Annotated in this window: 11 protein-coding genes and 1 pseudogene; 4 read left to right on the forward strand and 8 right to left on the reverse strand. The window is 59.6% G+C overall.

Annotated features, from left to right (window positions below):
• Positions 1-272 (forward strand): annotated as a pseudogene (locus AACX78_RS00005) (MFS transporter); the annotation flags it as partial.
• Between the two features lie 4 nt (positions 273-276).
• Here AACX78_RS00005 and AACX78_RS00010 read toward each other — a convergent pair.
• The 6 genes from AACX78_RS00010 to AACX78_RS00035 form a co-directional block, all read right to left on the reverse strand.
• Positions 277-960 (reverse strand): response regulator, encoded by a 684-nt coding sequence (locus AACX78_RS00010; protein WP_159165043.1) that lies wholly within the window; start codon positions 958-960, stop codon positions 277-279.
• Between the two features lie 86 nt (positions 961-1,046).
• Complete coding sequence (locus AACX78_RS00015) at positions 1,047-3,635, reverse strand: sensor histidine kinase (protein ID WP_005319500.1); 2,589 nt, start codon at positions 3,633-3,635, stop codon at positions 1,047-1,049.
• Between the two features lie 126 nt (positions 3,636-3,761).
• Complete coding sequence (locus AACX78_RS00020; RefSeq protein WP_021139875.1) at positions 3,762-4,277, reverse strand: potassium-transporting ATPase subunit C; 516 nt, start codon at positions 4,275-4,277, stop codon at positions 3,762-3,764.
• 498 nt (positions 4,278-4,775) lie between these two features.
• Entirely contained in the window at positions 4,776-6,833 is a 2,058-nt protein-coding gene (gene kdpB / locus AACX78_RS00025; RefSeq protein ID WP_159165044.1) for a potassium-transporting ATPase subunit KdpB, read from the reverse strand.
• Between the two features lie 67 nt (positions 6,834-6,900).
• The gene (kdpA, locus tag AACX78_RS00030; RefSeq protein WP_159165045.1) at positions 6,901-8,583 is read right to left on the reverse strand and encodes a potassium-transporting ATPase subunit KdpA; all 1,683 of its coding nucleotides are present in this window, start codon (positions 8,581-8,583) and stop codon (positions 6,901-6,903) included.
• 327 nt (positions 8,584-8,910) lie between these two features.
• On the reverse strand, positions 8,911-9,354 hold the full coding sequence (locus AACX78_RS00035; RefSeq protein ID WP_159165046.1) for a winged helix-turn-helix transcriptional regulator: 444 nt from the start codon (positions 9,352-9,354) through the stop codon (positions 8,911-8,913).
• A 103-nt stretch (positions 9,355-9,457) separates the two neighbouring features.
• Between AACX78_RS00035 and AACX78_RS00040 the strand changes: the two genes are divergently transcribed.
• From AACX78_RS00040 to AACX78_RS00050, 3 genes are read left to right on the forward strand one after another with little or no spacing between them, the layout of a single operon-like run.
• Complete coding sequence (locus AACX78_RS00040; RefSeq protein WP_236556272.1) at positions 9,458-10,408, forward strand: alpha/beta fold hydrolase; 951 nt, start codon at positions 9,458-9,460, stop codon at positions 10,406-10,408.
• A gap of 11 nt (positions 10,409-10,419) precedes the next feature.
• Positions 10,420-11,424, forward strand: coding sequence for an NADP-dependent oxidoreductase (locus tag AACX78_RS00045; RefSeq protein ID WP_159165047.1), 1,005 nt, complete (start codon positions 10,420-10,422; stop codon positions 11,422-11,424).
• 51 nt (positions 11,425-11,475) lie between these two features.
• The gene (locus tag AACX78_RS00050; protein WP_159165048.1) at positions 11,476-12,264 is read left to right on the forward strand and encodes an SDR family NAD(P)-dependent oxidoreductase; all 789 of its coding nucleotides are present in this window, start codon (positions 11,476-11,478) and stop codon (positions 12,262-12,264) included.
• 364 nt (positions 12,265-12,628) lie between these two features.
• Here the strand turns inward: AACX78_RS00050 and gorA are convergent, their stop codons facing one another.
• Together gorA and AACX78_RS00060 are read right to left on the reverse strand one after the other, a co-directional pair.
• The gene (gene gorA / locus AACX78_RS00055; protein WP_159165049.1) at positions 12,629-13,978 is read right to left on the reverse strand and encodes a glutathione-disulfide reductase; all 1,350 of its coding nucleotides are present in this window, start codon (positions 13,976-13,978) and stop codon (positions 12,629-12,631) included.
• A 76-nt stretch (positions 13,979-14,054) separates the two neighbouring features.
• Positions 14,055-16,052 carry an ATP-binding protein gene (locus AACX78_RS00060; protein ID WP_159165050.1) on the reverse strand — a complete coding sequence of 666 codons (1,998 nt, stop codon included), beginning with the start codon at positions 16,050-16,052 and terminating at the stop codon, positions 14,055-14,057.
• Positions 16,053-16,141: the final 89 nt, after the last annotated feature.

Genomic DNA, 16,141 nt, shown 5'->3' on the forward strand with positions numbered 1-16,141 from the left:
GGGCTGTGTGGGCGAGTCAGGATTCGCTCTGGTTCCTGTTGCCCATGATGGGGGGGGTCGTGGCCTTTGGTATCGCCATTCCCAATGTGCTCAGTCAGGCCTTGCTGACTTATCGGGAGGTGGCAGGCAGCGCGGGTGCTCTGTTCGGGCTGGCCTACTACCTGTTGCTCAGTCTGGGGTTGGCACTGGCGGCCGGTTTGCAGGATCTGGGCATGCTGCTCTTTGGCTGTGGCCTCTTGGCCGTACTGTGCAGCGGACGGCGTTCCACGTGAAACATCAGCTGCCGATAAAGCGGTAGCCGATGCCGGATTCGGTTTCGATCAGGCTGGGTTGTTGGGGATTATCCCCCAGCTTCTTGCGCAGACTGGCGATGACGATACGCAAGTAGTGGGTATCTTCCTTGTGGCTCGGTCCCCAGATGTCGTTGAGCAGCTGGGTCTGCATCACCAGCTTGCCCGGGTGGCACACCAGCGCTTGCAGCAGGGCGAACTCCTTGCGAGACAGGGGGATCTCCTCATCATGCAAGCTCACCTTGTGGCTGCTGGAGTCCAGGGTCAGGCCACATTGAGGAAAGTGACGGCGTTCGCCGCTGCTGACGCCGGCCCGCTGGCGCAGCAATACCCGGATGCGGGCCATCATCTCCCCAATGCCGAACGGCTTGCTCATATAGTCGTTGGCGCCGGCATCCAGCAGTCGCACCTTCTCCTGTTCCGAATCCCGCGCCGACAGTACCAGTACCGGATTCTGGTGGTGCTCGCGAATGGCTTGCAGTATCTGAATGCCATCCCCATCCGGCAGGCCGAGATCCAGGATCACCAGATCGGGATTGAGATGGCGATACAGCTCCAGCCCTTCGTTGACCCCTACCGCCTCGCTGACCTGATGCCCTTCGGCAATCAGGCTGATACGCAGAAAGCGGCGAATCGCCGCTTCATCATCTATGACCAATATGTGAGCCATCTAGTCTCCTGAGGCGAACATTGGGGGAGGGCTGAGGAGAGGGGGAATAGCACTCTCTGCCATCGCTGTGAGCCATATGCGGGCCATTATACCTCAGGTGCGTTGAGGGCAAGCGGCAGCGAGATGCGCATGCAGGTGCCGTTGCCATTGGGACCGGAGAATGCCCAGATACGGCCGCCATGGGCCTCTATCATAGCGCGAGAAATGGCGAGGCCAAGCCCGGTGCCTCGACTGCCGCAATCGCCGACAGGCTGGGTGTAGAACAGATTGAAGATCTTGTCCCGGTCCGACTCGGCGATGCCGACCCCGATATCTATGATGTCGAGGATGAGGTCCGGATCCGCCAGCATCACCTTGAACTCTATGGGGGTGCCGGCCGGTGAGTAGCGGGAGGCATTGTCGAGGATATTGACCAGCACCTGCTCGATAAGGGCACCGTGCACATAAAGCTGGGGGATCTGCTGATCGAAGTGCACCAGCAGCTTGTGCTGACGCCAGGAAGACTCCAGCCGCTTGCGGGCACTCTCCACCAGATCGGCCAGGTCGACCCAGTCGCGTTTCAGCTGGAAGTCGGGTGAACCGATGCGGGTCATGTCCAGCAGGTTCTGCACATAGCTGTGCAGGCGACGGGCCTCGTCCTGCACCGAATGGAGCAGTTCGCTGCGATCCTCCGGGCTGATCCTGTCACCGTACTCCAGCAGGGTGCTGCCAGCCCCCATTATGGTGGCGAGCGGGGTTTTCAGGTCGTGAGAGACAGACGAGAGCAGGGCGGCGCGCATCCGATCCGTCTCTGCCTGCAACTGGCTGTCGGCCAACCGTTCGTTGAGATCGATCCGTGCCAGAGCCGCGCGGATGTCGGTGAGCAGGGCTTGCAGCTGATGCTCGGCTGAAGAGGCGAGAGGGTTGGACAGTCGAATGCCGAGGATCAGCTCATCGGTAAGATGGTGATATTGGGCTTCGGCTGCATTGAGGGTGGCTGTGTGGGCACCGGCGCTCTGCTTCTGGGCCAGACACCAGTCGATGGCCGCCTTGTCGGTCTGGCCCGGATTGTGTTGGGCCGAGCCCGCCCTGTGCTGATAGTCCTGATCGAGGGCAAAGACGGGTTGGGCCAGGGCCAGCGAGATGGCCTGGGTGCCTTGCCTGAGCACCTCTTCCGGGCTGCTGGCAGTGGCCAGCCCCTGGCTCAGCGACAGCAGGGCGTTGCCGAGCTGCTGGGTTTCGCGCAAGCCCACCAGCTGTTGGCGCTGGCGGGAGGCGAGCCGCCCCGCCGTCATGCCGACGATGAGCAGCACGAACAGGGTGAGCAGATCACTGTGACTGGCCACGCTGAGGGAGAAGTAGGGAGCGGTGAACAGCAGATTGTGGCCGACGAACCCCAGCACGGCCGCCAGAATGGCGGGCACCAGGCTGGTGGTGAGTGCCGTCGCCAGCACCCCCAATACGAACAGCAGCGGCAGGGAGGCTGGGGGCAGCCAGTGAGAGAGTCCCCAGGCGGCAGCCGATGTCAGCCCCATTATGGTTACTGCCAGCAGACTCTGGCGAATGTCCTTGGGGTGAAGCGGCTGCAATCCTATGCCGGGTTTGCGCTTCTCGGTATCCACCAGCGTGATTTCGAGCCCTTGTGCCTGCTTGAGCAGGTGTTGCACCAGGGAGCGGCGCCAGGGGGCCTTGTGGGGTTTGCCGAGCAGCAGTTGTGAGACCTGTTGCTGCTCGGCCGTTTCCAGCAGGGTACTGGCTACCGCCGGGCTGGAGAGAGTCAACACCTTGGCCCCGAGGTGGGAGGCCAGCGCTAGTGCTTGCTCCAGCTCGGCGGAGCGTTGTCCCTTGCTGTCGATGTGGACCACCAGCCAGGGCAGCTGGCGGCGCTGGGCGAAACGGTGGCCGTAGCGCACCAGTGCAGAGCCGTGCTGATCGCCGAGGCAAACCATCAGCTTGCCTCGCAACGGCAGCGTTGTCTTGCCTGCGGCTTGCCACTGCAGTTGCAGGTCCCCCTCCACGTGGCTGGCGGCGGTCTGCATCGCCAGCTCGCGCAGGGCAGTCAGGTTGTTGAGGGAGAAGAAGGACTGCAGGGCGGCCTTGGCCTGATGGGGCACATAGACCTTGCCCTCCTTGAGCCGGCCGAGCAACTCCTTGGGGGGCAGGTCGATCAGCACTATGCTGTCGGCCTCCAGCAGCACCTGATCGGGCAGGGTCTCCTTGACCCTGACACCGGTCAGTTGCCACACCAGATCGTTGAGGCTCTCGAGGTGTTGCACATTGAGGGTGGAGTAGACGTCGATGCCGGCACCGAGCAGCTCCTCCACATCCTGCCAGCGTTTCTCGTGGCGGCTGCCGGGGGCGTTGCTGTGGGCCAGCTCATCCACCACCACTATGGCGGGTTTGCGTGCAAGCAGCGCATCCAGATCCATCTCCTCCAGACGTTGCTGGCGGTGGAGATGGAGTTTGCGCGGCTGGATGGCAAGTTTGTCGAGCAGGGCCAGAGTCTCCTGACGGCCGTGGGTTTCCACCACGCCGATCAGGATATCGACCCCCTCTCTTGCCTGCTCACGCACTGCCTGCAGCATGGCGTAGGTCTTGCCTACGCCGGGTGCGGCACCGAGGAATACCTTCAGCTTGCCCTTGTGTTCTTGCTCCAGGCTCGCCAGCAAGGCGTCGGCCCTTGCCTCATCACGCATCCCGGTGCTCCCGCTCCAGACTTGCCGCCTTTACCTCATCACGCATTATTGTCCTTATCGAGCAACCGCTGGCTCAGTTCGAAAATGTGGGTCATCGCCAGCCGTATGTGCCGGACTTTGCCGCCATCAGGCATCCTTGCCCTGATCGAGCAACAGATTCAGCTGGAGGATATTGACCACTTGCGGGCCAAGGATACCAGCTTGTGTCGCCGACTTGACCTGCTCCGTCAGCAAGGCGGGATCCAGCCCTCGCTGCTTGGCCACTCTGTTCACCTGAGCTAGCACGGCATCCACCGGCAGATGGGGATCGAGGCCCGAGCCGGAGCGGGTCAGCATGGCGGGTGACTGGACATCACCCTGTGCCTTGGCGAACTCGCTACGCAATGGTGAGCTGACCCCCAGATTGCTGCCGCCGCCACCTATGGTGGTGAAGTCACTGGCGGAAGGACGGGAATGAAAGTACTCGGCCCGCTCGAATTTCTGCGCCAGCAGGGCGCTGCCGACAAACTCTTGCTTCTTGTTGGTCAACTGGCTGCCATTGGCCTGCCAGGGAAACAGCAACTGGGCCACACCTGTCACTGCCAGGGGATAACCGACGCCCAGCAACAGGGTCAGGGTCAGCAGGGTTCTGATTGCGATCATGATTTTCTTGCTCCAAACAGGTTGATGGGATGCAAGCCTGGCTTGCACCCCGCTATGTTGTTACACCAGACCCAGGCCGGTAATGACCAGGTCGATCGGCTTGATGCCGATTAATCGGGTGCACCAGCAGGCCATGGACGCCATGGATTCAGCGCCTTGTGCCCTTGTTCCTACACCAAGCCCAGGCCTGTGATAACTAGGTCGATCGGCTTGATGCCGATTAGTGGGTGCACCAGCAGGCCATGGACGCCATGGATTCAGCGCCTTGTGCCCTTGTTCCTACACCAAGCCCAGGCCTGTGATAACTAGGTCGATCGGCTTGATGCCGATTAGTGGGTGCACCAGCAGGCCATGGACGCCATGGATTCAGCGCGTTGCGCCCTTGTTCCTACACCAAGCCCAGGCCGGTAATGACCAGGTCGATCAGCTTGATGCCGATTAATCGGGTGCACCAGCAGGCCATGGACGCCATGGATTCAGCGTGTTGCGCCCTTGTTCCTACACTAAGCCCAGGCCGGTAATGACCAGGTCGATCAGCTTGATGCCGATAAAGGGCACCAACAGACCACCGACACCGTAGATCATCAGGTTGCGGCGCAGCAGGCTGGCAGCCGAACCTTTCAGATCGACACCGCGCAGGGCCAGCGGTACCAGCGCCACTATGATCAAGGCGTTGAAGATGATGGCCGACAAGATGGCGCTTTCGGGGCTACCCAGCTGCATCAGGTTCAGCGCACCCAGTTGCGGATAGGCAGCGATGAACAGGGCCGGCAGTATGGCAAAGTACTTGGCCACGTCGTTGGCGATGGAGAAGGTTGTCAATGCTCCCCGGGTCACCAGCAACTGCTTGCCGACCAGTACCACGTCCAGCAGCTTGGTGGGGTTGGAGTCGAGATCCACCAGGTTGCCCGCCTCCTTGGCGGCCTGGGTACCCTCGTTCATGGCCAGACCCACGTCAGCCTGTGCCAGCGCGGGCGCATCATTGGCACCGTCACCACACATTGCCACCAGACGTCCGTCCGCCTGCTCCTGGCGGATATAAGCCAGCTTCTTCTCCGGCGTTGCTTCTGCGATAAAGTCATCCACCCCGGCTTCGGCAGCGATGGCGGCGGCGGTCAGCGGGTTGTCACCTGTGATCATCACGGTGCGGATCCCCATGTGACGCAGGATCTGGAAGCGGGCCTTGATGCCTGGCTTGATGATGTCCTTGAGGAACACGACTCCCAGCAGTTTCTCGTGGGTGCAGACCAGCAGCGGCGTGCCGCCCTGGCGAGCTATGTGATCCACCAACTTGAGGATTACCTCTGGCACTGCCTTGCGGTCGAGAGAGAGGTAGTTGAGCACAGCATCCACAGCCCCCTTGCGATATTGGTGACCGTTGCGATCCAGACCGCTCAGGCGGGTCTCGGCACTGAAGGGGATCACCTTGTCGCTCTCCAGCTGGCTCGGCTTGGCCATGCTCTTGCCCGCCAGGGTCAGGATGGACTTGCCCTCCGGCGTATTGTCGCCAAGGGAGGCCAGCATGGCCGCTTGGGCAAGCAGTGAGGGATCCACCCCAGGTGCCGGGATCAGCTCGTCTGCCATGCGGTTACCGAAGGTGATGGTGCCTGTCTTGTCCAGCAACAGGGTGCGCACGTCACCGGCGGCCTCCACGGCACGGCCTGATTTGGCTATCACGTTCAGCTTCACCAGCCGGTCCATACCGGCGATCCCGATGGCGGAGAGCAGACCGCCTATGGTGGTCGGTATCAGAGTGATGAAGAGGGCGATCAGATAGAGCCTGGGTACCTGGGTGCCGTTGTAGTTGAGGAACCAGGGCAGGGTCGCCACCACCAGCAGGAAGATCAGGGTCAGACCCACCAGCAGGGCGTCGAGCGCCATCTCGTTCGGGGTCTTCTGGCGCTTGGCTCCTTCGACCAGGGCTATCATCCGATCCAGCGTACTTTCACCCGGATTGTTGCTGACGCGTACCCAGATCTCGTCAGAGACCACAGTGGTGTTGCCCGTCACGCCACTGCGGTCGGTGCCGGATTCGCGGATGACGGGGGCTGATTCCCCCGTGATGGCGGCTTCGTTGACCGAGGCGATACCGGCGACCACTGCACCATCGGCCGGGATCATCTCGCCGCTGCGTACCAGCACCAGGTCGCCTTTCAGCAGGCTGGTGGCAGGCACCCATTCGCCCTGACCATCTTTGGCATCGGTCACCCGACGTGCCTTGAGCTGGCTCATGCCCGCCTTCAGACTGTCGGCTCTCGCCTTGCCACGACCTTCGGCCAGGGTCTCTGCGAAGTTGGCAAACCAGAGGGTCAGCCACAGCCAGGCGGTCAGTTGCCAGGCCAGACTGGGGGCGACCCCAGACAAGGGCTGCCCCAGCAGGGACTCCACGGTTGCCATGACGGCAGCCAGCCAGAGCGTGAACAGAATAGGGCTGCCAAACAGTGCCTTGGGATTGAAGCGGTAAAGCGCTTCGGCCATGGCCTGCACGATTTGCGAGCGTTGCTTTTTACCCTTCACCTTGTCGGTATGGGTTGTGATGGATATGGACTTGCTCATTGAAAAGCTCCCAGTATCAAATAGTTGACCATTGGCATCTGTGATGTGATCGCGCTGGCGTCGTTCATCAGAACGCTCCCAGCATCAGGCTCAGATGCTCGGCTACCGGTCCCAGCGCCAGTACAGGCAGGAAGGAAAGGCCACCTATCAGCAGTACTGTGATGATCAGCAAGGTAATGAACAGCGGGCCGCGGATCGGGAAGTCACTCTCACCCGTCTCCTGGCGCGGGGCGCGGGCGAGCTGACCTGCGATGGCCAGCACAGGGATGATGTAACCGAAGCGCCCGAGCAGCATGGCCAGGCCGATGGCGATGCATTGCCAGCTATCGGCGGCTGCGAGACCAGCAAAGGCGGAGCCGTTGTTACCCGTGGCCGAGGCATAGGCATAGATCAGCCGTGACAGCCCGTGGGGGCCTTCATGACCTATGATGGTGCTGGCATCCGGCATCAGCAGCGTCACCCCGCCGATCACCAATACCCCGACTGGCATCACCAGCATGCTGGCGACAACCCATTTCATCTCAGTGATACCGAGGCGCTTGCCCAGATAGGTCGGGGTGCGTCCCACCATCAGGCCGCAGAGGAACACGGTCAGCAGCACGAACAGCATCATGCCGTAGATACCGGCACCCACACCGCCAAAGACCACTTCACCGAGCAACATGTTGAACATGCCGACCATACCGCCGAGGGGGGTGAAGCTGTCATGCATGGCGTTGACCGACCCGTTGGAGGCGGCTGTGGTGGCGACTTCCCAAATGCTGGAGAGCACAGGGCCGAACCGGCTCTCCTTGCCTTCCCAGTTGCCCATCTGAGTTGTGAGGTGAGTCAGGTTCGGGTCTGGCTTCATCTCCTGAGTAACAGAGAGACTGAGCCCCAGTATGAACAGCAACGCCATGGCGGTGAGGATGGCGCGGCCGTGGCCCGTGTCCTTCACGTAACGGCCCAGTGTGCAGACCAGCGCGGCGGGAAGGGTCAGCAGGGCAACCATCTCCAGCCAGTTGGAGAGGGCTGTCGGGTTCTCGAACGGATGAGCAGAGTTGACACCGAAGAAGCCACCACCGTTGGAACCGAGCTGCTTGATGGCGATTTGCGAGGCAGCGGGGCCCAGTGGCAGCAGTTGCTCCTGACCTTCCAGACTGTGGAACGGCAGATAGGCAGACAGGCTCTGGGGCACACCCTGCCACACCAGCAGCAGTGCCATGATCAGCGCCAGTGGCAGCAGCACATAGAGGCAGAAGCGCACCAGGTCCTGCCAGAAGTTGCCAAGGTGTATGGTCTGCTGGCGGGAGATGCCGCGGAACAGGGCGACGGCGACGGTCGCACCGGTACCGGCGGAGACGAAGTTCTGGGTGGTAAGCCCCACCATCTGGCTGAAGTAGGAGAGGCTGGCCTCACCGGAATAGGCTTGCCAGTTGGTATTGGTCATAAAGCTGACCGCTGTGTTGAAGGCCAGTTCCCAGTTCAGCCCTGGCAATTGCTGTGGGTTGAGGGGAAGCAGGCCTTGTGCCATCAGGATCAGGAACAGCAGACCGAAACCGGCACCGTTGAAGGCCAGCAGGCTGAGGGCGTAGGACTTCCAATCCTGCTCCCGTCCGTCCGTGCCGCAGCAGGCCAGGGTGGCGCGCTCGATCGGCGACAGCCAGCGGCTCTTGCCTTCAAACACCCGATATATATAGCTGCCAAGCAGGGGGGCTGGCAGCAGGACCAGCAGCACAAAGGCTACCGGATAGATCACTTCTTGCCACATATCAGATCCCTCACTCGTGGCTGCGCGTTAACGCGCGCAACAGATAACCCATCAGGGCGAGGACCAGCAGCAGATATAGCCAATTCATATCGACTCCATTGAAATAATTAGCTGCAAGAGTCGATGTAAAACCGCATCGACTCCGTTGGTGTAGTTGACGCTGAAAGGGTATGTAAAACAGGCGTAAAGGCGCCATAAAGCGGCATGGGGCGGGCGTAAAATCGGCGTAAAAAGCGAGGGTTTTACTGGGCTACGGAAGGAAGGACATGAAAAAACCCGGCCTGGGCCGGGTTTGGTTGAAAGACGATGCGATTGCCAAATCAGCTGTCAGTTTTCATCAGGCATCACCACGCGCAGCGGGCGGGTCCCAATCTTTGCCCCGGTCACTTCATCGACCACTATGGCCTTGATTTCTGTGCCGGCCTCCATATCGAAGAAACGGATCATGTTGTCGTCGCCCCGATATTGGCGACCCCACTCACCAATCATGAAGAGTATCGGTAGAAAATCGCGACCGGCGGCGGTCAGCAGATACTCCTCACGGGGTGGATGTTCAGAATAAAGCCTTTTTTCCAGCAAGCCCTCTTCGGTCAACGTCGCCAGTCGGCGGGTCAACATCGTGGGTGCTATTCCCAGACTTTTCCGGAATTGGTCAAAGCGAGTGAGACCGGCATGGGCATCGCGCAGGATCAATATGCTCCATGCATCACCAGCAATCGCCATGCTGCGCGCGATTGGGCATGGGGTATCGTAACTTTTTTTTATGTTCATACTATTTTGATAGTGACTTGGTTGTGAATTGATAGTAAGTTGATATCAATTTGATAGTAACACTGCAACCACAAATAATCCACCCAACACGGAGCTCTCGGACATGGTTACAAAGAAGATGGGGATCGCCTTGATAACCGGGAGATCTGAAGGTCACAGCCCGGTGAGCACAGTTCGTCAGACAGGGCATATGCATTGGAAAGATGTGCCGACCCGTACCCTTGATGTGAACGGAACATCTTTTGCCTTTCGGGCGCTGGGCCCCGACACCGGTGTGCCGGTGATCTTTTTGCACCATCTGATGGCAGTACTCGATGACTGGGATCCCGGTGTTATCGACGGCATCGCGGCGAAGCGCCGGGTTATCGCTTTCGATAATCGCGGCGTCGGCGCCTCGGGGGGATCGGTGCCACATACCATTGAGGAGATGGGACGTGATGCCATCGCCTTTATTCGCGCCATGGGATTGTCGCAGGTCGATCTGCTCGGGTTTTCGTTAGGTGGTGGTGTGGCGCAAATGGTGGCGTTGCAGGCGCCGGATCTGGTGCGCCGGATTGTGCTTGCCGGAACCGGGCCGCGGGGAGGTGGTGGTATCGACGAGATCAACAAGATTGCCGCTACCGCCTACCTCAAAGCGGCATTGACGCTGAACGATCCGCGGCACTTCCTGTTCTTTCCCCGCACACCGGATGGCAAGCGCGCGGCAAAAGAGTACTTCTCTCGCCTGAAAGCGCGCACGACTGACCGTGACCAGCCCATCTCCCTGCAGGCCAGATATGCCCAGCTCAAGGCGATCCGGAGTGCGGGATTGAGTGTGCCGGATGATCTCTCGGTCATCACGCAACCGGTGTTCGTGGCCAATGGTGACCACGACCTGATGGTCGATAGCAGACTGTCAGCGGACATGGCTCGCCGGCTGCCGAATGCCCGACTGACGATTTACCCCGACTCGGGGCACGGTGGCATTTTTCAGCACTATCGGGCCTTTGTGCCCGAGGTGCTGGCCTTCCTCGCGGATGACGCAGACCTGACCCCGATGCACAGCCAAGGATGAATGACCGAACCATGAAAGCACTCACATTCAAACGCTACGGCAAGTCGCCGGAGATTGGGCTCACGGATATCCCGCGTCCCGCGCTGAAGGCGGACGAAATGCTGGTTCAGGTTTATGCCGCCGGCCTGAACCCGATCGACAACATGATTCCGACCGGCATGTTCAAACCGGTGCTCCATTTTCAGCTTCCCGCCACATTGGGCAGCGATCTGGCCGGTGTCGTGACCGAGGTTGGCAGTCAGGTGACCCGTTTCAAACCGGGCGATGCTGTCTTCGCCAGTATTTTCGATCTCGGAACCGGATCGCTGGCCGAATTTGCGGTGGTACCTGAGCGCGCAGCGGCGTTGAAACCCGCCAATCTGGATTTCGTGCAAGCCGCCTCGATCCCGATGGTCGGGCTCACCTCATGGCAAGCGCTGAAGGAGCGCGCCAATCTGCAGGCTGGCCAAAAGGTGTTTATCCCTGCCGGATCCGGTGGCATCGGCACCTTTGCTATCCAGCTTGCCAAGCTGCTGGGTGCCAAGGTGGGCACCACCGTCAGTAGCGGCAACATCGAACTGGTGCGCGAGCTGGGAGCCGATGAGGTGGTCGATTACAAGCAACAGGCATTCGAGCACCGATTGCACGGCTACGACGCCGTGCTGGGGACCGTCAGGGGAGATGCGATCGAAAAAGCCATCGATATCCTCAAACCGGGCAGCAAGATTATCTCCCTCACCGGCCCGCTGGATGCTGCCTTCGCTCGGGCCCGGGGGCTGAACATATTGCTCCGCCTCCTGTTCGGGCTGATGAGCCGAAAAATCAGGTCGCGGGCGAAAAAGCGGAACGTCGCCTACTCGTTCCTGTTTGTGCGTCCCGATGGCGACCAACTCACTGAAATCGGCGAGCTGCTCGATGCTCAACGCATCAAGCCGGTCATCGACAAGGTATTCCCGTTCGACCAAGCCAAAGAAGCGCTGGAGTACCTCGCCAAGGGGCACGCCAGGGGCAAGGTCGTCGTCAGCATCAAGCCGTGATCACGGCCGCATTGGCTCGTTCACCCACGCCACCTATATCAAGGAAATAACATGACCACACTTCCGACCGTCTTTATCACCGGCGCCTCCAGCGGTATCGGTGCCACCTATGCCGAACGTTTTGCTCGTCGCGGCCACGATCTTGTTCTTGTTGCACGCAACAAGTCGCGCCTGGATGCGCTGGCCATGCACCTGCGTGAGCAACACCAGATAGCCGTTGAGGTGCTGCAGGCTGACCTGACCAATTCGGCAGAGCTGCCGGCACTGGAAACTCGCCTGCGGCATGACGCACGTATCGGCATCCTCATTAACAATGCAGGCATGCCGCAATCCGGGCATTTTCTGGATCAATCTCCCGAGGCCATCGAATCCCAGATCGCACTGAACATAACCGCATTGACGCGGCTCGCCGCAGCGATCGCACCGCGCCTTGCGCAATCCGGCACGGGGAGCATCGTCAACATTGGTTCTGTGGTGGGCTTTGCACCTGAGTTCGGGATGTCGCTCTATGGTGCGACCAAAGCCTACGTGCTGTTTTTGTCGCAGGGACTGGCTCATGAACTGTCACCCCAAGGGGTCTACGTGCAAGCAGTGTTACCGGCCACAACCCGCACCGAAATCTGGGCGCATGCTGGTGTGGATGTCAACACTCTCCCCGAGGTGATGGAGGTGGGTGAGCTGGTTGATGCCGCACTGGTCGGGTTCGATCGCCGCGAGTTGGTGACGATTCCGCCGCTTCATGTCGCCGAACGCTGGATAGCTCTGGATGAGGCACGTCAAGGGCTGATGTCGGATCTTCGTCAAGCCCATGCGGCCGAACGATATCAGCCGCAAGCCTGAACACCTCAATCCGCCAGATTGGACTTGAATGCAATGCGAGGAGATACACTCGTCATACCATCCAGCCTGACAGCCCACAGCGTAAGAGCCGTAGTGTGATGGCGGTACTGATGCGCAGACCGTGGTCTAACCTCGCCGTGTGGCGATAGCGCTGCTACAGGAAGTGGTTGGCGTGTGGTGGCCCACTCTGCCATGCAGTCGGGAGGAGGGGAGGAAAGCAGTTGTCGAAGCCGGTCTGATGGTAATCAGGCCGGCTTCGACGTGCTTATCACATTGTCACGAGCTCTTCCGCGCTGGTGGGATGAAGAGTGGGAACGCAGTTGTTGAAGCGGGCCTGATAGTGACTGGCCAGCTTCAAACGTGCTTATCGCATGGTCACAAACTCTTCCGCGCTGGTTGGATGGATAGCGACACAGTTGTCAAAGTCTGCCTTGGTGGCACCCATCTTCATGGCGACACCGAAGCCTTGCAGGATCTCGTCCATGGCAAAGCCGATGCCGTGCAGACCGACCACTTTTTCTTCCGGCCCGACACAGACCAGCTTCATCCGGGTGGGCTGGCGATACTGGGTCAGCGCCGAGTACATGGCGGTGAACTGGCTGCGGTAGATCTTCACCTGATCTTCACCGTATTCGGCGATGGCTTCCGGTTCGGTCAGGCCTATGGTGCCAATGGGCGGGTGGCTGAACACCACTGTCGGCACCAGATCGTAGTTGAGGTGCTCGTTCGGCTTGTTGTTGAACAGCCGCTCGGAGAGACGACGGCCCGCCGCGACGGCCACCGGGGTGAGCTGGATGCGGCCGGTGTTGTCACCCACCGCATAGACGTTGGCGACGGCGGTGCTCTGGAACTTGTCGGTCGGGATAAAACCCTTGTCGTCCAGTTCGATGCCGGCTGCTGTCAGGTTGAGATTGTCGGTGGCCGGCGTGCGGCCAATGGCCCAGATCAGGCAGTCGACCGTGAGGTGGCGACCATCTTCCAGCTGCAGTGTCAGGCTGTCATCGGCGTTTTTGACCACCGCCTTGGGAATGGCATGGGTGTGCAGTTTGGGCCCTTCTTGCGCCATGATCTCCACCAAGGTCTCGTGGATCATGGGATCGAAGTTACGCAGCGGCGCATGTTTGCGAACTACCAGATGGGTTTCGGAGCCGAGGGCCTGCATCACGCCAGCAATTTCGACGGCGATGTAGCCCGCACCGACCACGGCAACCCGCTTGGGCTGCGCCTGCAGATCGAAGAAACCATCAGAGTCGATCCCCAGTTCGGCGCCGGGAATAGTGGGTACTTCAGGGCGGCCACCGGTGGCGATCAGTATGTGGTCGGCAGTGTACTGTTCACCATTGACCTCGATGGTGTTGCTGCTGACGAAGCGGGCGAAGCCCTTGATCACAGTGATCTGGTTCTTGCCCAGCACATTCTGATAGGACTGGTGGATGCGGCCTATGTAGGCCTGGCGGGACTCGACCAGCTTGGCCCAGCTGAATTGATTGAGTGTGGTATCGAAGCCGTAATCAGCGCCATATTTCAGGGCATCGGCGATCTGGCCTGCATACCACATGGCTTTCTTCGGTACACAACCGACGTTGACGCAGGTTCCCCCCAACTCTTTGGCTTCAATCAGGGCAACTTTTTTGCCGTACATGGCAGCCCGGTTCGCCGAGGCGATACCGCCACTGCCGCCGCCGATGGCGATATAGTCAAAATGCTGTGCCATTGCGAGATTCTCCGCTCATTAAGAAGGCAATCACAGCATGATGGGGATAAAGCGGCTGGCTCACAAGAGCCAGCACTCAGTTATGTTGGATTGGCAGGCGAATATGGAACTGGGCGCCATTGCCCGGCTCGCTGGCACAGCTGATGCGGCCTTTCAGCAACTGCACCACCAGGTTGTAGATGATGTGGGTGCCGAGCCCGCTGCCACCCTGGCCTCGCTTGGAGGTGACAAAGGGGTCGAAGATGCGCGGCAATATCTCCGGCGGTATGCCGCGGCCGTTGTCGCTGTAGTTGATCAGCAGCTCTTCACCCTCTTGTTCCACCTTGATGGTGATCTTCTTGGGCTTGTCCCAATTATCAAAACCATGGTTGATGGAGTTGAGGATCAGGTTGGAATAGATCTGGGTAAAGCTGCCGGGGAAAGAGAAGATAGACAGCTTGGGATCGCACTGGATATCCACTTCGCACTGGGCTTTTTTCAGCTTGTGGCCGAGGGAAACCACTACCTGATGCAGGTTGTCAGCGAGGCTGAAGTTGTAGCGTGCTTCCGATGACTGATCGACTGCCACCTGCTTGAAGCTGGCGATAAGCTCCGAGGCGCGTCTCAGGTTGCTCTGCAGCAACTGCATGGATTCATCGAGGTTGACGGTGAACTCATTGAGGTAAGAGCGCGACAGCTGTTTGGAGTCGATGTGCAGCTTGAAGTCAGCCACTCGCTCCTGCAGATAGGAGGAGGCGGTGACGCTGATGCCGATGGGGGTGTTGATCTCGTGGGCGACCCCGGCCACCAGGGAACCGAGTGACGCCATTTTTTCCGATTCCACCAGGGTTTGCTGGGCCTGTTTCAGATCGTCGTACGCCCTGCCCAGTTGATTGTTGGCATCGCTCAGGCTACGGGTCCGTTCCACCACCTTGCCTTCCAGCAGCTCGTTGAGCTGAATGATCTCCCGCTCAACCTTCTTCAGGCGGGTGATGTCATAACCGAATCCGATCAGATACTTGAGGTTGGGCCCTTCGTAGAAGGGGGCGAAGGTCCACTGCAGCACCAGCTCATGGCCCTGCTGGTCATGCATGATGACCTCTTTATCCTCGATGGCGCCGTGATCGGCCAGGGCCAGGGTCAGCTCTTCCCGCTGCTCCTGGCTGACAAACAGATCCAGCCAGTTGTGCTGCAATATTTCCTGCTGGTGGTAGCCGGTCAGCAGTATGGCCGCCGGGTTTATGCTGGCGATGTTGAGATCCGGCTCCATGCAGCAGATGACCATGTTGGCCGAGTTGATCAGGGTGGCGGAGAAGTCCCGCTCCTGTTGCAGCTGTTCTGCCGCCTGATGGCGCGCCGCAAACTCATCGTTCAGCCGTGTTCGCATCTGGTTGAGGGTGGCGACCAGGGTATCCAGTTCATCGGGTTTCTTGCGGGGCAGAGGGCGGCCTTCCAGCGTCAGTTCGACAGCCAACCTGTCCAGATTGAATTTTTGGGCGTAGTTGGCGATGCGGTTGAGATGACGAACCACCAGATAGTAAATGATGATCAGGATGCAGAATGAGACCACCAGCGTCTTGATGGTCTGACTGACCAGGATCAGCACGGACTTTTCGATAAGGCGCTGATAGATCTGCTCAAGGGAGGCTGCGACGAAGAGCTTGCCAACCACTTCACCCTGATAGGTGAGGTTGAATTCGCGGGAGATGTCGTAGCTTTCCCGTTCGACCCCCTGTGTCAACAGCGGGACTTCCGAGTTGCCGAGCATCTCCTTGACCATCACGAATTGCATGTTGGGCAGGTTCATGATGCCTTCGATCTGCACCTTGACCTGCTCTTCATCCAGATTCCATAAACTGGCGGCGATGGGCTGCAGGAAGGAAGCTTCGATCTGGCCGATGCTGCTTTCAATGACAGCGACATCTTTACGGTAATCCCAGGCAAGCTGAAGCGCCGTAATGATCATCGCCAATACGGTACTGCACACCAGAATATAGGAGAGCAGTCGGTATGAGAGTCCGTTGCGGCCGACGGCCTGCGCGGTCTTGGAGAAGAGTCCTGACATGGCGTCCTTGCGGTCTGGATATATTGCCATTTAGTTTAACTGCTTCATGCACTTATGTCGTGTTTCGTTAGCGTGATAAAAATAAGGCCCCGAAACGGGGCCTTGAGCAGTCAATTTGA

The organism is Aeromonas sp. 9A, assembly GCF_963900955.1.
In the GTDB taxonomy this organism is placed as follows: domain Bacteria; phylum Pseudomonadota; class Gammaproteobacteria; order Enterobacterales; family Aeromonadaceae; genus Aeromonas; species Aeromonas salmonicida.